Genomic DNA, 15,949 nt, shown 5'->3' on the forward strand with positions numbered 1-15,949 from the left:
TGGGTTCGCCACTTTCCCGTGTAGGCAGCCATCAATTGGGCGCGTTCAACCCAGCCAAAATAGCCGGGCGGCACGTCATAATTGTAGTTCTCGCTATATGATGCTTGCTGCAGCCACGAGTGTTCGTACTTTGTCTCGATCGCGACCTTGATGTCGCCGAACCCAACCTCTGTTGTGAACGAGACGCCGAAGGTGTCAGTTACGCCTGTGGTTTGGGTCCAGGCCACCTGCCCCCTCTGAGCACTTGTGGTGCAGTTGGGCATCACCTTTGAGACTGGCTTCCTCTCACCGAGGTAGGTCGTTTCTGTGAGGTCGCCGCCCGGGCTCTCGCCCATGACGGGACTTCCGTCTCCGAAGGTGCACTTAGCCAGGCCCGAATTGCAGTCGGCCATGATTTCGGCTGTGGTGGGCGACGTCTCCGCCGATGACGATGTCGCCAGCCCTACCACCATCGCGAACGAGGCAGTGAGCAGGGGCAGTGTGTGTCCGGCCCGCTTCCACGCCCGATTTTTTGACATGTGCGGTCCCTCCCATTCGACGGTGGACGTGGGCGAGTGACGTTTCGCCGGTGCGACTTGAAGGTGCCAGTCGCCCTGAGATGGGCATGAGGCTGACATAAACGACGGCTAAAATCGGAAGCAGATCTGCTGTGTAAAAACTTTTGACAGCTGCGCCATAGGCATTCAGCCTGGATCCGCGTGAATTCTGGTCATGGACATGATGTGGATGTCTTCGGGTGCAATGCCCGTGATCATCGCCGGGTTTGCCGGGGCGACTATGGCACAAAAGGCGGGCTCTGCCCGGAAAAGGTCGCGGACGGGCTGGCTGAGATTCACCATGAGCAGGTAATGGGCACCGAAGAGGATGACGGACTCGCCGGCGTGCAGCCAGCGCAGGGCGCCCAGGTCGCGGATCTGGGCGGCGGGCAGTTTCGAGGAGGCGGTGAAGTCGAACCCCTTCGAGGGTGGCCTGCTGCTCGAACTTCGCTCGTTTCAGACGTCGTTGGAAGGCGACGGTCTCGCGGCGGGTGATCTCGTTTTGGCAGAGGACCTGCAGGAAGTCCAGGTGCCCGAGTTCGCCGCCGTGGGCTTGCAGGAGGCGGGCGTCGAGGGTCTCGAGCATCCCGGACAGTCGCAGGGCCTTGAGTGATTCGCGCAGGGCGGTGTCCATCACGCTCATCACGCAACACTGCCCTGGCCCTGGTCAGCGTGGTCGCCGTCCGCCGTGCCGGGGGTCTCGACGGTGGCGAACAGCCCCTGAGGCCCGTGCAGGAAGGCCGCGGCGCCGGCGTCGCCGATCTCCGGCTCGGAGTCGGTCTCGGTGCCGGCGATCAGGATGCCCCTGATGGTGCGGTAGGAGGGGTCGCCGACCGCGAGGGCCTTGGCGCAGGCGGCACGACGAACTGGCCCAGCAGGTGGGTGTGGATCTTCTTGGCGGATGCCGGGCGGGGGCCGATCGCGCCGCGCCCGACAGCGGCGCTTCAGCCGGGGTCGCAGCCCGGCAGGGGCGTGGTCGAGGTGCAGTTGTTCGGCATGTTGCCGGTGACCGAGTTACCCAAGAGCACCAGGAGGTTGCTGGAGTTGTAGATCCCGCCGCCCGTCGAGTTCGCGATGTTCCCTGTGATCGTCGAGTTCAGCACCTGCGCGTTCCCGGCGACATACATGCCGCCGCCCCGGACGAATGCGCGGTTGCCGCGCACGGTGCTCGCGTTCACCGTCAGCAGGCCGCGGCCGACGTGGGACATACCCCCGCCGTCCCCGCCCGCTGAGTTGTTGAGCACCATGGAGCTGTTCAGCCTGGTGATGCCGCCGCTAGCGATACCCCCGCCGTCCCCGCCCGCGGAGTTGTTGACCACCGTGGAGCTGTGCAGGGTGGTGATGCCGCTGCTGGCGATGCCCCCGCCATCGCCACCGCCCGCGGAGTTGTTGTGCACGGTGGTGAAGCTGAGCGTCACCGTGGCGCCGTTGTTCAACAGACCGCCGCCGTTGCCGTCACCTGCTAGACCGCCGGTGAGGGTCAGGGAGGTGAGCGCCACTCTCACCGATGCCGGTCCGTTGACCGTCAGGGTCCGGCCCGCGCTGTTGCCGTTCAGGGTCGCGCCGGAGGAGCCGACGAGGCTGAGGCTCTTGCCGATCGTGAAAGTGCCGACGCAGGTTCCCCTGACCAGGAGGGTGGCCCCCGCCGACGCGCTGTTGATTGCGCTCTGCAGGTTCTGGGTCGCGCAGTTCACGGTGGTCAGGGCCGAGGCGGGGGATGCTGCCGTCAGGCCGGCGGCGGCAGCCGTGATGGCCACCGTCACGGCCGACGCCGGCCGGCGCCACCCGGCTCGGTGCGCTCGTCGTCGGGGCATGGCTAGTCTCCTGTCTGTCGGTGGGCAGTGGGCCAAACCCGCCGGACCGCTTTCGGCCGTTTGGCGTGAGGGATCGGTGCCCGAGGGACCCCATCGGGCAACCGGGGCACCGCGCCCCCACCACGAACGCACCCCGACGACCACCGGTGTGGGCTAATCCAGGGCTAATACTCATCGTCCGGGCCGAGCCCGACGGGGTGCTCGTCGGCGACGGCTGGATGGCCCACCGCCGGGATCGCCAGTCACTAGTACTCCAGCAATATTTCTCCATTTCCGCTGGTCAAGGGTCTGGGAGTGGGGAGTGTAGGCGTGTGCGGGTGGAGGTGGACGGTCTTTTCCGGGATGCCCCGGGCGCCGGGCATGGCGCCCCCGCACAGACCGATCCAGTCGCCGAACTTGTCGTGGGCCACGTCCTCGTTCCGTGGGCCCCGAAGGGGGGGGGGGGGGACATGACAGGTGCGAATCCTGTCGACCGGGGCAAGAAGGGCTCGAAGATCCACTTGATCACCGAGCGGACGGGTTCACCCTCCCGATCGGGATCTCTGAGGTGAACCTGCAGGACAGCCAGGCACTCGAGCCGCTCGTGTCGCCTGCCCTGGGACAAGGATCGTGCGAATTACTACGACCGCACCTGGGGCCACGGCGGCAGTGAGACCCGCGTCGTGCTGCCCGCCAGGTCGCCCGCATCACTGGGCACCGCACCGACAAGGCGACGGGCCAGGCAGCTGCTGCGGGATGATGCCGGTCGCCACGCCGACGGGCTCTGTGAAGCCGGGGACGTCGTTGACGAGGGCGGGCGAAGTGGGGTTGTTGGTGATCACCGACACGGTGTTCGAGCCGGTGTTGGCGACGTAGATGTGGCGGTTGGCCGGGCTGACCGCCACTCCTTGAGGATGGTGGCCCACGCGGAAGACGGCAGGGGGACTGACGGGGCCAAAGGCTGGGAACTCCGAAACGGTGCCATCGGCGAAATTGGTCACATAGATAAGAGAGTTGTCCGGGCTGACCGCCAGATCATGGGGCTGGCTGCCGACGTTGATGGTGGTGATGGTTTGTCCTTGCGCGGGGTCGATCACCGACACGTTGTTCGAGCCCGAGTTGGTGACGTAGAGGAGGGTGTCGCCGAATTGGTCGGTCACGGTTGCCACGTCCCAGGGGTTGCGGCCGACCTTGATGGGGCTGAGGACGGTGGTGTTGGTGTTGATCACTGACACGGTGTCCGAGCCGGAGTTGGCAACGTAGACACGGGAGTTGTCCGGACTGACCACCAGGTTCTTGGGGGATGGGCCGACGGGGATGGGTGTGCCGGTCACGGTGTTGGTGGCGGTATTGATCACCGACACATTGTTCGAGTCGGAGTTGGCCACATAGACACGGGAGTTGTCCGGACTGACCGCCACACCGGCCGGGGAACTGCCGACGGGCACGGTGGCGATCACGGTGTTGGTGGCGGTGTTGATCACTGACACGTTGTTCGAGCGGGAGTTGGCGACGTAGACACGCGTGCCGTTGGGGCTGACCGCCACACCGACGGGCGCGTCACCCACGCGGATCGGTTGGCCAATGACTTTGTCGGTGGCGGTGTCGACCACCGAGACGGTGTCCGCGCCGAAGTTGGTCACGTAGGCGCGGGATCGCTCCGCCTGCGCAGCAGCGGGCATGGAGCTGAACAGCGGCACCACCACTCCGGACAGGACCAGCAGCCCCGCCACCCAGCCGCGCAACAACCTCCACCATGCGCCCCCGCCCCCGCGACTTCGCCCCGCGCATCCTTGCCTGGGCTCCCTCGCCACCGTGCTCGACATCACAACCTCCTGCCACGCACCGCGAAGTGCGTCCGTGCTCCGGGTGAAGGCGGCATCCTGCCAGGGACGTCCGAGATCACGCAGAGCTGATCATCATTACTGGTGGACGTTATTCCGAGACCTGCCCATTCCTGCAGAAAAGCGAATGAGATAGGTCCGTACGGGCGGGCCGCATACCCCGAACGGCCTGCCGTCGCGGAAGCCTTCGGGCGTGTCAAACGAACGGTCTGTTCCGTAATCGCCGGTAACGCTGTGTCTTCGCATGCGATCGTGATGGATGACGTCCACGCCCTCGTAGATGTCGTAACGGGTACGCAGGCGCTGATTGCCACGGCAGCTGCCCGATCGCCATGTGCCGAGGCAGGCTTTACCTGCCGACCACCGCTTCCCCACCACAATAGGGGTAGCAAGACCCATCGACACTCGCGAAGGTGATGCCGAATCGGCTCAATGTCAGTTGGGCGCGCGAGGTCTCATCCGTCGCCGACCGCAGGCGTACGGCACGCTGCGCGCCCAACTCGCCGGAGCTCGTCACCTCCACGGGCTCGCCGGCGACCGCCAGGTCGACCAAGCCCTCCGAAGTACCATCCGCAACGCCTAAGGTGCTGGGCGCCCTGTGAGGCGGGGGAGCGTTGTGCAACCAGGACCCAGCGGGAGGTCAACTTTCCGCCTGGTTTTCGATGCGGGTGACGTGTTCGGGGCCCGGGTGGGCGACGCCGGGCACCATCGGGTGCTCGTAGTCGAACTCCACCTTGCCGAAAGACTCACTGGTGATCGGCGGAGGATCGTTATCGGCGATGATCAGTTGGAGGCGTTCGCCGTAAGCGTCCGCGAGCGTCCTGAACCGGCTGTAGATCTCGGTCGCGCGTTGGCGGTCGGAGGCGTTGTTCCCGAAGGCCTTGCGCGGCGAGTCGATCACGAGGAGGGATGGGACGAGCACGTCGGCGTGATCGAGTCCGAAGGTGAGAAGGGTGAGGCTGTAGGCAAGGTTGATGGAGGTGGCAATGCCTCCGCCGGAGGCCTGCAGGCTCTCGAAGGGCTGCCCGTCGACCACGGGCAGGTAGGTGTCGCTGTCGATGACGGCCGTGTTGACCCAGGGAAGGTTCCAGCTGGTGAGCAGTTGTCCGAATTCGGTGCTGAGGTCTGCCAGCAGTGTCTGGCGGGCTGCGAGCTGCCGGGATTTTTCCTTGATGTCCTTGTTGACCTGCCGGCGCTCGGCCTTGATGTCGCGGATGTCCTTGTCGATGGCGCGCACTCGGGCCCAGGATTCCCGCAGCTGGGTGATGGCATCGATGCTGGCTTTGAGCGCGGCGACGCGGGAGCTGGCATCGGCGATGGCGTCGAAGCGCGGCGCGACCACGTCGCGGGTCTGGGCGTCGAGCTGACGGCGCAGGCTGGTGACGGCGAAGCTGAGTTGCTGCGCTCGCTGCTGAGTGGTCTGGAAGTGTGTCTCGTCTGACTGCTGGATGCGCTGTGCGTCCTCGAGCTGCTGTTGGAGGGCTGTGCGTGTCGCTTCGATGGCGGCCGGGTCGATGTCTGCCTCGACGGGGTCAAGCTGGAGGCAGACGAGGCAGTGGCCATCTTCGACGGGGCGGGCGGTCAGGGACTGCATGCAGCGCGGGCAGACGACGAATTCGAAGGGGGAAAGCTGATCGATGGCCGTGGCTGACCTGTCGAGGCGGGAGAGGTCGAGCTGGACCTGAGCGACTACGGCTCGTCGCGCCTCCACGAGGTCAGCGGCCGCTGAGACTTCTTCCTCGGCCTGCCGAGCGGCCCGGATGGCGGTCTGCAGCTCGTCACGCAATGCTGTGTCGGCAGCGGTCTGTTCCTCGAGTTCGGTGCGGAGACTGGCCAGAGCGGCCTGGGCCCGTTCGAGGGTGTCACGAAGCTGAGTGAGTTCGGCCCGCAGTTCGTCGTCACTGCGGGGGTCGGAGGCCGCCAGGAACTGGCTGACGTTATCGTGCTCAGCGGTTCTGGCCTTGAGCCTGTCGGTGAGCTCGTTCGCAGTGCGCTTGAGCTCCAACAGCGCGCTGTCGGTGAGCGCGAACATCAACCGGAAGAGCTCTTTGCGCTTGGGCTCGAACCAGGAGTCCAAGTGGCCGACGACCTGGCGGTCGATCTCGCGCGCCTGCAGGTAGATGTAGGCGTATAGGTCGTTGAAGGTGAGGTTCTGAGGCCGCGCTGCTCCATCGCGCCGTGCGGCGACCTGTTCGCGGGGGAAGCCGAGAGCGTCGAGCAGATAGTCCGAGAGCGTTGAGCCACCTTCCTCGGTCGCCCGCAGGGGCAAGGTGCGCTCCAACGCGAGGGAGTGAGGGTCGAGGAGATCTACGGTGTCGGCGGTGTCTCCCTCGATGGTTCGTCTGAGGACGACGCGTTCGTCGCCGGCCACAACCTCGGCCTGGACGGACAGTACGTTGTCGCGGACCGCTGGAGTGAGCATGGCCTTGCCGCCGAGGGCGTGCTTGAAGAGCATCAGCAGACTGGACTTGCCGGTGCCGATGGGGCCGGTGATCACGGTGGCCGGCCGGTCGAAGCGGTAGGTCTGTTCCGTCTCGGCTGTCATGACCGTCAGTGAGACGATGCGCAGGTGGACGGCCATGTCAGATCTCCGTCCGCCAGGGCCGGTCGACCGCGTCGGGCAGACGGTCGTAGATGAGGTTCTTCAAGGCCGATCCTGATTTGTTGAAATGCCTCTTGAGCAGCTTGATCCGGCTGGCGACGACGGCCCATTCCGGTGTGGCGGCGAGGGAGGCCGCCGCGGCGGCGCCCTGTTCGGTGACGCGGAATTCGGCTCTGGCGCTGTCGCCGTAGGTGATCAGGGCGCGGGCGGCGAGGGAGCTGAGGATGCTGTAGTACCGCTGGTCCCAGGGCCCGTACTTGTAGCGAGTCATGCGGCTTTCCACGGCGAGGCGCTCCGGCGGCGTCGGGGCGGTTCCTGCCGGCCACGACGCCTGCCCGGCGGGTAGCAGGCGTTCCAGCATGGCCGGGTACCGCAGCAGGAAGTCGAGTTTGGCGACCTTGGTGAGCCCGGTAAGGCCGCCCTTGGCGGTGGTGAACTGAGAGATGAGCAAGAGGATCCGCGCCTCGTGGTAGTGGACCTCGCGCTGTTCGGCCTGCCGCCGCTGTGTCCGCATCCGGGTGGCGGCCGCTTCGAAGTCGGCGCCGGGGGTCATGACGCTTCCTCGTCCGCGTCGAAGGGCTCGGAGAAGTAGAAGTGGCACTCGTCGCACAGCTGGTAGGCCAGTCCCCGCACGTGCATGTTGTTGAGCAGGAACGGGGGCGGCGTGGACAGCGTATCGACCGTGAGCCGCTCGGCGAGCAGGTCGTTCATCTTGGCGCCGAACGTGCTGCCGTCAGCGACGGCTGCCCGCGCATGGCGACGGCACTCAAAGGCGGTCTCCAGGACGTCCATGGACAGGTTCAGCAGGTCAGTGTCGTCCCCTGCCAGACCGGAGCGCCGCTCAGACCAGGTCGTGTACCACGCGGAGCGGAGCCTTTCAGCGAACGCCGCCTCGTCCGAGGGCACCAGGCCCCGGCGAAGCTTGCGGTTGAGCTTGACGCCTCCTGGCGCCACCACGGGCGCCCGACCGCGTGGGAACGTTGGCAGCTGGACCGACGTGAACACGAATTCGCGGCGGACGATCTCACGGGTGAGTCTGCGCCGGCTGATGCGCTGCTGCATCTGCGTGCTGTAGCGGACACGGCTCGGGTCGGCTATGTAGGCGGCGAGCTGGCCGCGGTCGCTCTCGTCGCGGTTGGCCTGTTCAATCCGGTTCACGATGGCCCGGTAGGTCGCCTCAAGGTCGACGTGCACCAGCTGAAGTTGCTCGACAGCTCGTCCCAGAAGACTCTGGATGTTGACGTCGGTGATGTGCTCGCGCTGAGGAGGGTCACAGGAAATCTCCAGGACCGCGAGGAAACGAATGATCTTCTCCACGAACCCCGCCGGCACTTGGATGTCGGCAAGTTTGCGCACCTCAGGAGTGACCGGGACGTTGGGGTAAGGCTGCTTCCAGCGGACCTTGAGCATCTGCCGGGCGATCGTGTCCGCCATGTCGTTCAGCCCGTCCGTGACCTCCGGCTCCGGGCCGCACATCCGAGCCAGCGTACCGGCGTTGCCCTTGGCGGGGTTCAAGGCCGCGTTCGTCGCCAGGCGGAGACGGACATTTGTGGCGCACTCACAAGCACACCAGCGGTCGAATAGGTGCGTTAGGCCGCCGTCCTTGCACAACTGCGGAAGCGACCAGGTGCCCTGGTTCTCTTCCCGGTGCTTGACCGAGACCAGCTCGACCGCCCCGTCGGTGAATGCCACGACGAAGTCCTCGTGCCACTCGCAGACGACGAACTCGATTGCGTTCTCCGTGAGCATGGCCAGACAGTCTCGTGTAGCCACTTCCGCCTGATACCGGTAGCGGGCCAACGTGTCCGAGCCACTGTCTTCGCCTGGGGATAGACCGAAGATCGGATGCCCCGAACCGTTCGGACCTCTCAGGTCCGTGGCAGTCTCGACGCGCTCCGCCCCTGCACCCATGCCCTCCGCATCGACCATCGACGTCCCCCGCTCCGGCCCTGCATGACAGCGCTCCGCCAGTTCCGCCACGGCAGCGGATCGCCAAAGATCTCTACCCGTATCACACTGCAGCACCAACACGTAACGGTCCGTCGCGAAACGATTTCTGATCAGCGCCTAGTCCGTCCCCGCACCGCGAGACCACGAGGGCGAGGAAGGCGGGTCGGAGGAGGCGTCAGGCCATCTCGATGCAGGTACCCGCAGCCGTCAGGTCTTGTCCGCTGGAGAGGAGCACCCTTCCGCCTCACAATCTGCGCGCCATGGCCAACCACGCCCGGGCGGTGGCGGTGCTGCTCGCCAGAAAGTCCGGTGCAGGTGGCGACAAGCAGATCGTGCCCCAGCGGCAGGCGCCGTCCGCCGGGGCACATCGGTCGCTTCCAGCTACCTGCCCCTCAGCGCTTGATGCGCCCGCGCACGGCGAGGACCGCAAGGGCCAGGAGAGCGGGTTCGAGAAGGCGCGAGGTCATCTCGATGTAGGTGCCGGCCGTGGTGAGGTCTTGGCCGCTGGAACGGAAGATCACGCTGTTGAGGGTTACGTTGAGTGCTTTCTCGAAGCGCTTGCCGGTGAACCGGTCATGCGTGGGGTTTGGCGGGTCGTCCTTGTCCATGGTGAAGGTGACGCGGCCGCCATGCGCGGGCACGACCCCGGTCGCCTGCTGCCTGGGGGAGTTCTGGGGGAGGCCGAGTCCCATGAGCAGCAGAACGGTGGTGATCATGGCGGCGATGAGCCATCCCGCGGCACGGGAGGCGCGCAGGCCATAGCCGGACAAGAACCAGTAGGCATGCAGCAGGCCACGTTCGCCGGGTGGGGTGGCGTGACGGCTGTGGCGACGCATCTCCATTTCGCCGTAGTAGAAGTCGGCTGCTCCCGGCTCGTTCTTGGCGTCTTCGAAAGCCTTGCGTAGTTGTCGGTAGACGGCGCTGACATCTTCTGGGGCGGGTGCACGTGCCGGATCGCTGTGGTAGGGGCTGATCTGCCAGCGCGAGGCCCCTGAGGGCTGGGCGGGCAGGCCGGCGACACGGGCTCGCCAATGGTGCTCCTCGGCGATGGTGCGTCGCTTGGACCACTTCACTGGCCAGAGAGGTCCTCGCAGATGGAATCCCTCATTCATCCGGACAGTCCAACGAGGCGTCTCATCACCGGAAACGGGCTCCGAACTGGCGGGTTACGTGTTCCCTGGTGTCCGGGCTAGGACTCCGAGGCCGGACATGAGAGCGTCTGCGAATGTCTTGACCATCGCGCGCAGCAGATCGGAACTCGCCGCGGCGAGGTTGTCTTCCGCGAGAGCGTGCAGGGACACACTGTCGGGTGCGGTCATCGTGCTTATCTCCTTCGAGCCTTCGACAACTCGAAGATCAGCCGGTGGCCGTTCCTTTTGGCGGGTGCCACTGGGCCCGGCATACATCCCTTCGGGGATTCTCCAGACGGTTGATGCGTGCCGCGCGGCGGGCGCCGGTTTCCGGCGACCTAGGTTCAAATGCGGTGGCCCTGGTGCCGCCCTTCTCAGCTCGCCCACCTGTAGGGGAGGCATGCATGCCCGTTCTCGGACTGCCCACGGCGCTGATGTCGGCGCTTTTGGCGGGACTGGTGCCGCCCGTGCTGCCGGTGGGGACAGGCAAGCCGTCCGCGGCGGCCGCCGCGCTGATGGTTCCCGGCAGACCGCGCCCCCACGCCCTCGCCTACGTGGCCGAACTCCATTCCGACACCGTCTCGGTGCTAGACACCGGCACGGACCGCGTAATCGATTCGATTCCCGTGGGTGACGGACCGAGCAGCACCGCAGTCACACCAGACGGCTCACGGGTCTATGTCACCGACTCCGGTGCGGACACGCTCTCCGTGATCGACACCCGCCGCGGCGAGGTCGTGGCCACTGTGCCCGTCGGTGACGAACCGAGCAGAGTGACCGTCTCGCCCGACGGCCGGCGTGTTTACGTCGCCAACGTCGCCTCCGACGACGTGACGGTGATCGATGCCTGCCGTAACCGGGTCGTCGACACCATCAAGGTCGGTCACGCCCCGCTGGGCCTCGCGGTCCTACCGGAAGGCTCCCTCTACGTCGCCAACGCCGGCTCGAACGAGGTGTGGGTCGTCGACACCCGGCGCAACAGAGTCGTCGCCACCGTGCCCGTCGGGGCTGGACCGACCGCTTTGGCGGTCACACCGAGCGGCGCCCGGGTGTACGTCACCAACCTCGTCTCCGGCGATGTATCGGTCATCGACACGCGACGAACCGCGGTCGTCGACACCATCAAGGTCGGCGACGGGCCCGCAGGAGTGACAGTGTTGCCCGACGGCCGCCGTGTCTACGTCGCCAACACCGTCAGTGACGACGTATCGGTGATCGAGACCCGCCGCGGCGAGCTCGTAGACACCGTGCCCGTCGGCAAGGAGCCGAACGGTATCGCCGCCACCTCCGACGGTGCACGCGTGTACGTCACCGACTTTGCCGACGACCATGTGTCGGTCATCGCCACCCGCCGCAACAGGGTCATGGACACCATCGAGGCCGGCGACGGCCCGACCGGTGTGGCGATCGGCCCCCGGCGAGGGTCGGTCAAACGAGCCGTGTAGTTGGGGTAGTTGGGGTTACTGGCGGGCTGCGGAGAGGCGGCCGTCGAAGGTGATCTCGAAGGCGTTCAGTGCGGTCTTCCAGCGCATGGTCCAGCGGGCCTGTCCCTTGCCGGTGGGGTCGAGGGACATGATCGCCATGTAGACGCACTTCAGTGCGGCTTGCTCGTTGCGGAAGTGTCCGCGGGCCTTGCCCGGCGGATGCGGGCGTTCACCGACTCGATCGCGTTGGTGGTGCAGACGATGCGGCGGATCTCGGTGTCGAACCACAGGAAGGGCGTGAACCCCTCCCAGGCGTTCTCCCACAGCTTCACCGGGTTCCTCCGGGGATGCCCCGGCCTTCAGGCCGGGGAGGAATCGGATTCCTGCGGAGCAGGGCAGGGACAGCCGGATCGCCGTCAGGGCGATCCGGCCTCCATCCCGCACGGCGGTGATGCCGCCCACAATGATCAAGGACTCTCAACTGCCAGTCCCCTCGGGTAGGTTCGGATGCATGACGACAGAGGCGACCACGAGGGACATCGGGTATGCCCGGTACACCTTCCGTGTGCGTCTGTCGGTTACCGCGCGCCGGTCGCTTGAAGCGGAGTGGGCGTGCTGTAGGTGGGTCTGGAATGAGTGCGTCGCGAAGTCCAGGCAGGTGCATGCGCAGAGCCGGGCGCCGGTGAGAAGGTGACCTGTGGTCCGGGGCAGTTGGACAGGATGCTGACCGAGGCACGCGGGGTGACGCCGTGGCTGGCTGAGGGCGCGTCGGTGCCGCAGCAGCAGGTGATTCGGGACTTCGCGAAGTCCCGAGCGAAGGCGCTGAAGGACATCAAGGACCGATTACCGATGCACCGCCGGGCCGGGATGCCCCGCTGGAAGAAGAGGCGCCAGGCGCGGCCCAGTCTGAACTACACCAAGCGCGGTTTTTGGCCTCAAGGACGGCCGCCTGCACCTTGCGGGCCAGATCGTGCTGACGGTGGTGTGGTCGCGGGACCTTCCTGCCGACCCGTCGAGTGAGCGGGTGTACCAGGGCACGCCCCGGTTGGTATGTGTCCTTCGTCGTCCGCGCGCAGAGCGAACCTCTCGGCCCCATGGGGTGCGTGCTCGGGGTTGACTGGGGTGTGAAGCAGGCCGCGACCACCACCGACGACGCCTACGATCTGCCGGTGACGGCCAGGGCCACATAGATGGGCCGGTTGACCACCGCATCGTCGCGGATCTTGGTTCCGTCGACGATCTTGTGATCCGGATGGTTGAGCGGGCTGTTGTTTCCGTACCTGTCCGCGCTGCTGATCGAGGAGGTCGAGCGACGGCCGGACAAGGTGGTACTGCGGGCACGAGTGCGGTCTACCACGGGGGCCTGCCGCTGCGGTCATAGCTCGTCGCGGGTGCACGGCGGGTATGTACGCTGCGTGATGCCGCTGTGGGCGGTCTCGGTGTCGTGATCGAGTTACACATACGTCGCTTTCGCTGTGAGAATCCTGCCTGCACGGCAGTGACGTGAGCCGAGCAGATCGCGGGGCTGACGACTCCGCACGGCCGCTATGCCCCTTTTCTGTGCAGGCTGTTGGTGCAGGTCGGATTGGCGCTGGCCGGCCGGGCCGGGGCCCGCCTGGCGGCCGCTGTCGGCATCACCGTGGGCAGGGACACCCTGGTGCGGATGGTCCGGGCGCTGCCCGAGCCGGAGACCGGCGAGGTTGAGGTGCTTGGTGTCGACGACTTTGCCTTCCGCAAGGGCCGCCACTACGGCACGGTGCTGATCGACATGGCCACCCACCGGCCGCTGCATCTCTAGGAACGACCCATCAGTCACGGCAAGCACCGTTGCAGTAGTAGGGCCAGGCCGCTTCGGCGGGGATGTAGGTGATCTCGCCGCACCATCGGGTGCCGGCTGTGGGCGGGCTGGGCCGGAAGCCGCGCAGGTTGAGGTCGGGGCGGGTGGCCGCATGCAGCGTGTGTGTCGACAACGCCGCCGCCGAGCCGGTCAACTCACTGTCCGAGATGGAGTGCATCCACGCGTCGGAGAGGGGTTTCTTGTGTGTCATGCGGCGACGCTCGGTGTTGCCCGCCGGTAGGCCACATGCTCTCATACGCCTCACCTGACGTGGAAGGCGTGGGTACTGCGGAAAGTCACACGTATGTATAGAACTTGGTGGAGTCGAGCATGTCTTGCGGGGTGACGTCATTCCACGGCTTCATCGTGTCGTGCAGGCCGACAACGCCTGGTGGGGCCGTGACCGGCTCGTATCCCGAGGAAGGGTGCTTGACTTGCCAGTCGGCCCATAGTTTGTCGATGAAGCAATGGTGGAGCCAGAAGACCGGGTCGTTTGGTGAGGCTCCGGAGAGCATCTGGCCTCCGACCCAGACGTGGACCCGGTTGTGAAGGTTCGGGCCCTGCCAGCCCTCGATGTAGTTGCGGAAGCTCTCGGAGCCGCTGTTCCAGGGAGGCGCGTCGTAGGTTGACATCGCCAGCACGGTATCCACCTCGTCGCGGCTGGGTAGATCGGAGACGTCGGTGCCCAGGCTACGCCGCAGGAAGGTTCTTCCGTCGACCCGCACGTTCATGGGCCAGCGACCGTCCGCGAAGGCGAAGGGCCCGGAGGTGACCTGCCCGTCCTCGGTGCGCCCGTCGCCGCCGAGAAAGTCATCGGCCCACAGTGAACTGGCCGGCGTCTGGTCGGCCGTCCAGTCCCAGTACGGCAGGGTGACGGAGGAGTTGATGCTTTGCAGCGCCTGCTCGAACTGCAGCAGGAACCGGCGGTGCCAGGGTAGGAACGACGGACAGCGGTGCGCCGTCCTGTCTGCGTCATCGGTGTCACTCGTGATGAAGGCGTTGTGGGTCGTGACGAACTCGTCGTATCGCCCCTGCTGCTTCAGTTCGAGGATGGCGTCGACGAAGTCGCGCTTCTCGGCGGACGACAGGTCGGCCTGGTTTTTGCGTTCTGCCATGGTGATCGTCCTTGCGTGTGGTCGTGGCGTGGCCTCAGGCCATGAGGGGTACGAGCGAGGCGCCCTTCAGATCGCGTACGGCAGCGCGAGCGGTTTCACGTGGGGTGCGTTGACGTGTGTAGTGGTTGACGACGCTGACCCACGTACCGTCTGCGCCCTGCATGACATGGAGATCGGCGTCGTCGATGCGGACGATGAACTCCGCGGGCTCTGGCGAACCTGCCGTGCGGTGGTTCGACTGAGCCCTGGCGTCGCGGCCGGAGGGGCCTCCGGTTGCCGGCCAGCCCTTGATGTGGCGCCCCAGATAGATTTCATCAAAGGCCTCGGGCGTTGCAGCAGCGGGACCAGTGAGGTCAGTGGTCCGGCTCATGTCGCGATCCTTGCCGGTTTCTTGCGTGTGAGAGCTTGCCGTCGCTATGGCCGCCGGGGTGGCGAAAGCCGCACCAGCGAGTGCCAGTGTGGATCCGCGCAGCATGTCGCGGCGAGTGAGACGCTGCACTGCCAACTCCTGTCGTCGGGCCGCTGCAGGCAACAGCAACCTGTGGAAGAACATTTCTGAGGACGGGACGCGGCGTTTGGTGCGCCATGCTGGCAGTTGTGTACATGTCATCGGAAGAGACCACGGAGACACCTGCCTGTGAACGAGACAACCCTGGCCCAGAGGTGCGTTTTTCAACGACGGAGATCTTCCTTTGTGCTCTGCTGGAGCGGCTGCATGCGTGAAAAAAATGGCGTCCTGACGGGTCCATGACTGAAAGAGTCCCGCGTGGTGCGCCCAACAACTGGACGTACCCATTCCGCCAACTCGGCTTGAATGCAGCGCATCCTTCAGGCAGGCGGGGTAGGCGCTCCAGCTTTGGTTCACGCCCTCTTACGCCGTGTCCTACATGGTCAGTTTGAGGATGCGTTTGTAGCAGCAAGGGGCTGCAGCAAGGCCGGTGCCGGAACTGATCTGGTAGCCGTGGCGGGCAAGTTCCTCCGCCATCCACGCGCCGTGGATCTACCCCTCGGCTGCGTGGTGCAGGATGTGCAGCCGCACTGCGCCGCGCCGGGCCGGTGACGCCACCGAGGCTTGGCACAGCTGGAAACATCGCGGCGGTGCCGGCCGCACGCTGCCCGAGGTCCACCGTCTGATCGTCCGATCATCCGACACACACCGGCCGGGGCAGGCGACAGACTTAGCAGCAACAAAGAAAGAGCCCAGCCCCAGAAGCGGCGGTCCGCGACCCTCACTCCGGAACGGGTCCACGGCCCGACACTTGCGCCGGCCGAACGCCGGACCACCCGGCATCTGAGCGAGGGGCGCTGGGCAAGCCGTCCGAACGATGGTCTACGGCCATGGTCCGGCAGGACATCGATTGCCGCCGTCGATGCGGAGCACGGCGAACCATGCCGTCGCGACGCACCTCGAAGGAGACAACGATGCCGAGTGCCGTGCTGTCGAAGACCCCTCAACAGAAGCCGGGGCGACATGGCCGGTCCGGGGGATCTCCTCGAAGTGACCATCAAGTGAAGCTGCCCTCCTGGATTAGGAGGGGTGAACTCGCCCTTGCCGAAAGGAACAGACACGCCATGAACGAAACCGTCAAGCACGTCGAGCAGCAGGCCGCGACCGCCGGGCAGGAGAGTCGCGAGATCGCCTGGGAGACTCCCGGGTACGTGGTCGTCGAGACCGCGCTCGAAGTGACTGCCTACGCCCGCGCCGCCCGCTAGCCGCT

At 66.0% G+C, this 15,949-nt stretch carries 14 protein-coding genes and 5 pseudogenes; 5 read left to right on the forward strand and 14 right to left on the reverse strand.

The window, feature by feature from the left end; translation table 11 throughout:
- From AB0D93_RS32360 to AB0D93_RS32375, 4 genes and pseudogenes are all read right to left on the reverse strand, one after another.
- Positions 1 to 392, reverse strand: a pseudogene (locus tag AB0D93_RS32360) (hypothetical protein); the annotation flags it as partial.
- Positions 364 to 1,179: an ATP-binding protein gene (locus AB0D93_RS32365; RefSeq protein WP_362127155.1), complete on the reverse strand. Its 816-nt coding sequence runs from the start codon at positions 1,177 to 1,179 to the stop codon at positions 364 to 366. The gene AB0D93_RS32365 and the pseudogene AB0D93_RS32360, both read right to left, overlap by 29 nt.
- Positions 1,179 to 1,394: pseudogene (locus AB0D93_RS32370) on the reverse strand (IS21 family transposase); the annotation flags it as partial. The gene AB0D93_RS32365 and the pseudogene AB0D93_RS32370, both read right to left, overlap by 1 nt.
- An 86-nt stretch (positions 1,395 to 1,480) precedes the next feature.
- Positions 1,481 to 2,350, reverse strand: a complete 870-nt coding sequence (locus AB0D93_RS32375) for a hypothetical protein (protein WP_362127158.1) — start codon at positions 2,348 to 2,350, stop codon at positions 1,481 to 1,483.
- Between the two features lie 443 nt (positions 2,351 to 2,793).
- Here AB0D93_RS32375 and AB0D93_RS32380 point away from each other — a divergent pair.
- Positions 2,794 to 2,936: pseudogene (locus tag AB0D93_RS32380) on the forward strand (IS5/IS1182 family transposase); the annotation flags it as partial.
- Between the two features lie 100 nt (positions 2,937 to 3,036).
- Here AB0D93_RS32380 and AB0D93_RS32385 read toward each other — a convergent pair.
- The 5 genes from AB0D93_RS32385 to AB0D93_RS32405 all read right to left on the reverse strand — a co-directional run bounded on the left by AB0D93_RS32385 (position 3,037) and on the right by AB0D93_RS32405 (position 9,798).
- Positions 3,037 to 4,074: a YncE family protein gene (locus tag AB0D93_RS32385; RefSeq protein WP_362127161.1), complete on the reverse strand. Its 1,038-nt coding sequence runs from the start codon at positions 4,072 to 4,074 to the stop codon at positions 3,037 to 3,039.
- A 739-nt stretch (positions 4,075 to 4,813) separates the two neighbouring features.
- A complete protein-coding gene (locus tag AB0D93_RS32390; RefSeq protein ID WP_362127164.1) occupies positions 4,814 to 6,754 on the reverse strand; it encodes an AAA family ATPase in 1,941 nt (646 codons plus the stop codon).
- Between the two features lies 1 nt (position 6,755).
- Positions 6,756 to 7,328: a hypothetical protein gene (locus AB0D93_RS32395; RefSeq protein ID WP_362127167.1), complete on the reverse strand. Its 573-nt coding sequence runs from the start codon at positions 7,326 to 7,328 to the stop codon at positions 6,756 to 6,758.
- Positions 7,325 to 8,704, reverse strand: a complete 1,380-nt coding sequence (locus tag AB0D93_RS32400) for a dsDNA nuclease domain-containing protein (protein WP_362127170.1) — start codon at positions 8,702 to 8,704, stop codon at positions 7,325 to 7,327. The genes AB0D93_RS32395 and AB0D93_RS32400 overlap by 4 nt, the downstream gene beginning before the upstream one ends.
- A gap of 413 nt (positions 8,705 to 9,117) precedes the next feature.
- The gene (locus tag AB0D93_RS32405) at positions 9,118 to 9,798 is read right to left on the reverse strand and encodes a hypothetical protein (protein ID WP_362127173.1); all 681 of its coding nucleotides are present in this window, start codon (positions 9,796 to 9,798) and stop codon (positions 9,118 to 9,120) included.
- 611 nt (positions 9,799 to 10,409) lie between these two features.
- Here AB0D93_RS32405 and AB0D93_RS32410 point away from each other — a divergent pair.
- The gene (locus AB0D93_RS32410; protein WP_362127176.1) at positions 10,410 to 11,300 is read left to right on the forward strand and encodes a YncE family protein; all 891 of its coding nucleotides are present in this window, start codon (positions 10,410 to 10,412) and stop codon (positions 11,298 to 11,300) included.
- Positions 11,301 to 11,315: 15 nt separating this feature from the next.
- Here the strand turns inward: AB0D93_RS32410 and AB0D93_RS32415 are convergent.
- Positions 11,316 to 11,611, reverse strand: a pseudogene (locus AB0D93_RS32415) (transposase); the annotation flags it as partial.
- Positions 11,612 to 11,790: 179 nt separating this feature from the next.
- Between AB0D93_RS32415 and AB0D93_RS32420 the strand changes: the two are divergent.
- Positions 11,791 to 12,448: pseudogene (locus AB0D93_RS32420) on the forward strand (transposase); the annotation flags it as partial.
- On the opposite strand, the gene AB0D93_RS32425 reads toward AB0D93_RS32420, so the two are convergent.
- On the reverse strand, positions 12,436 to 12,603 hold the full coding sequence (locus AB0D93_RS32425; protein WP_362127386.1) for a hypothetical protein: 168 nt from the start codon (positions 12,601 to 12,603) through the stop codon (positions 12,436 to 12,438). The pseudogene AB0D93_RS32420 and the gene AB0D93_RS32425 overlap by 13 nt on opposite strands.
- A gap of 249 nt (positions 12,604 to 12,852) precedes the next feature.
- On the opposite strand from AB0D93_RS32425, the gene AB0D93_RS32430 reads away from it, so the two are divergent.
- Complete coding sequence (locus AB0D93_RS32430; RefSeq protein WP_362127178.1) at positions 12,853 to 13,077, forward strand: hypothetical protein; 225 nt, start codon at positions 12,853 to 12,855, stop codon at positions 13,075 to 13,077.
- A gap of 10 nt (positions 13,078 to 13,087) precedes the next feature.
- On the opposite strand, the gene AB0D93_RS32435 is transcribed toward AB0D93_RS32430, so the two are convergent.
- From AB0D93_RS32435 to AB0D93_RS32445, 3 genes are all read right to left on the reverse strand, one after another.
- Complete coding sequence (locus tag AB0D93_RS32435) at positions 13,088 to 13,327, reverse strand: hypothetical protein (RefSeq protein WP_362127181.1); 240 nt, start codon at positions 13,325 to 13,327, stop codon at positions 13,088 to 13,090.
- Between the two features lie 85 nt (positions 13,328 to 13,412).
- Positions 13,413 to 14,231, reverse strand: coding sequence for a tyrosinase family protein (locus AB0D93_RS32440; RefSeq protein WP_362127184.1), 819 nt, complete (start codon positions 14,229 to 14,231; stop codon positions 13,413 to 13,415).
- A 34-nt stretch (positions 14,232 to 14,265) separates the two neighbouring features.
- On the reverse strand, positions 14,266 to 14,730 hold the full coding sequence (locus tag AB0D93_RS32445) for a tyrosinase family oxidase copper chaperone (RefSeq protein WP_362127187.1): 465 nt from the start codon (positions 14,728 to 14,730) through the stop codon (positions 14,266 to 14,268).
- A 1,073-nt stretch (positions 14,731 to 15,803) separates the two neighbouring features.
- Here AB0D93_RS32445 and pqqA point away from each other — a divergent pair.
- Entirely contained in the window at positions 15,804 to 15,944 is a 141-nt protein-coding gene (pqqA, locus tag AB0D93_RS32450) for a pyrroloquinoline quinone precursor peptide PqqA (protein WP_362127190.1), read from the forward strand.
- Positions 15,945 to 15,949: the final 5 nt, after the last annotated feature.

It is taken from the genome of Streptomyces sp. NPDC048191 (genome assembly GCF_040652655.1).
In the GTDB taxonomy this organism is placed as follows: domain Bacteria; phylum Actinomycetota; class Actinomycetes; order Streptomycetales; family Streptomycetaceae; genus Streptomyces.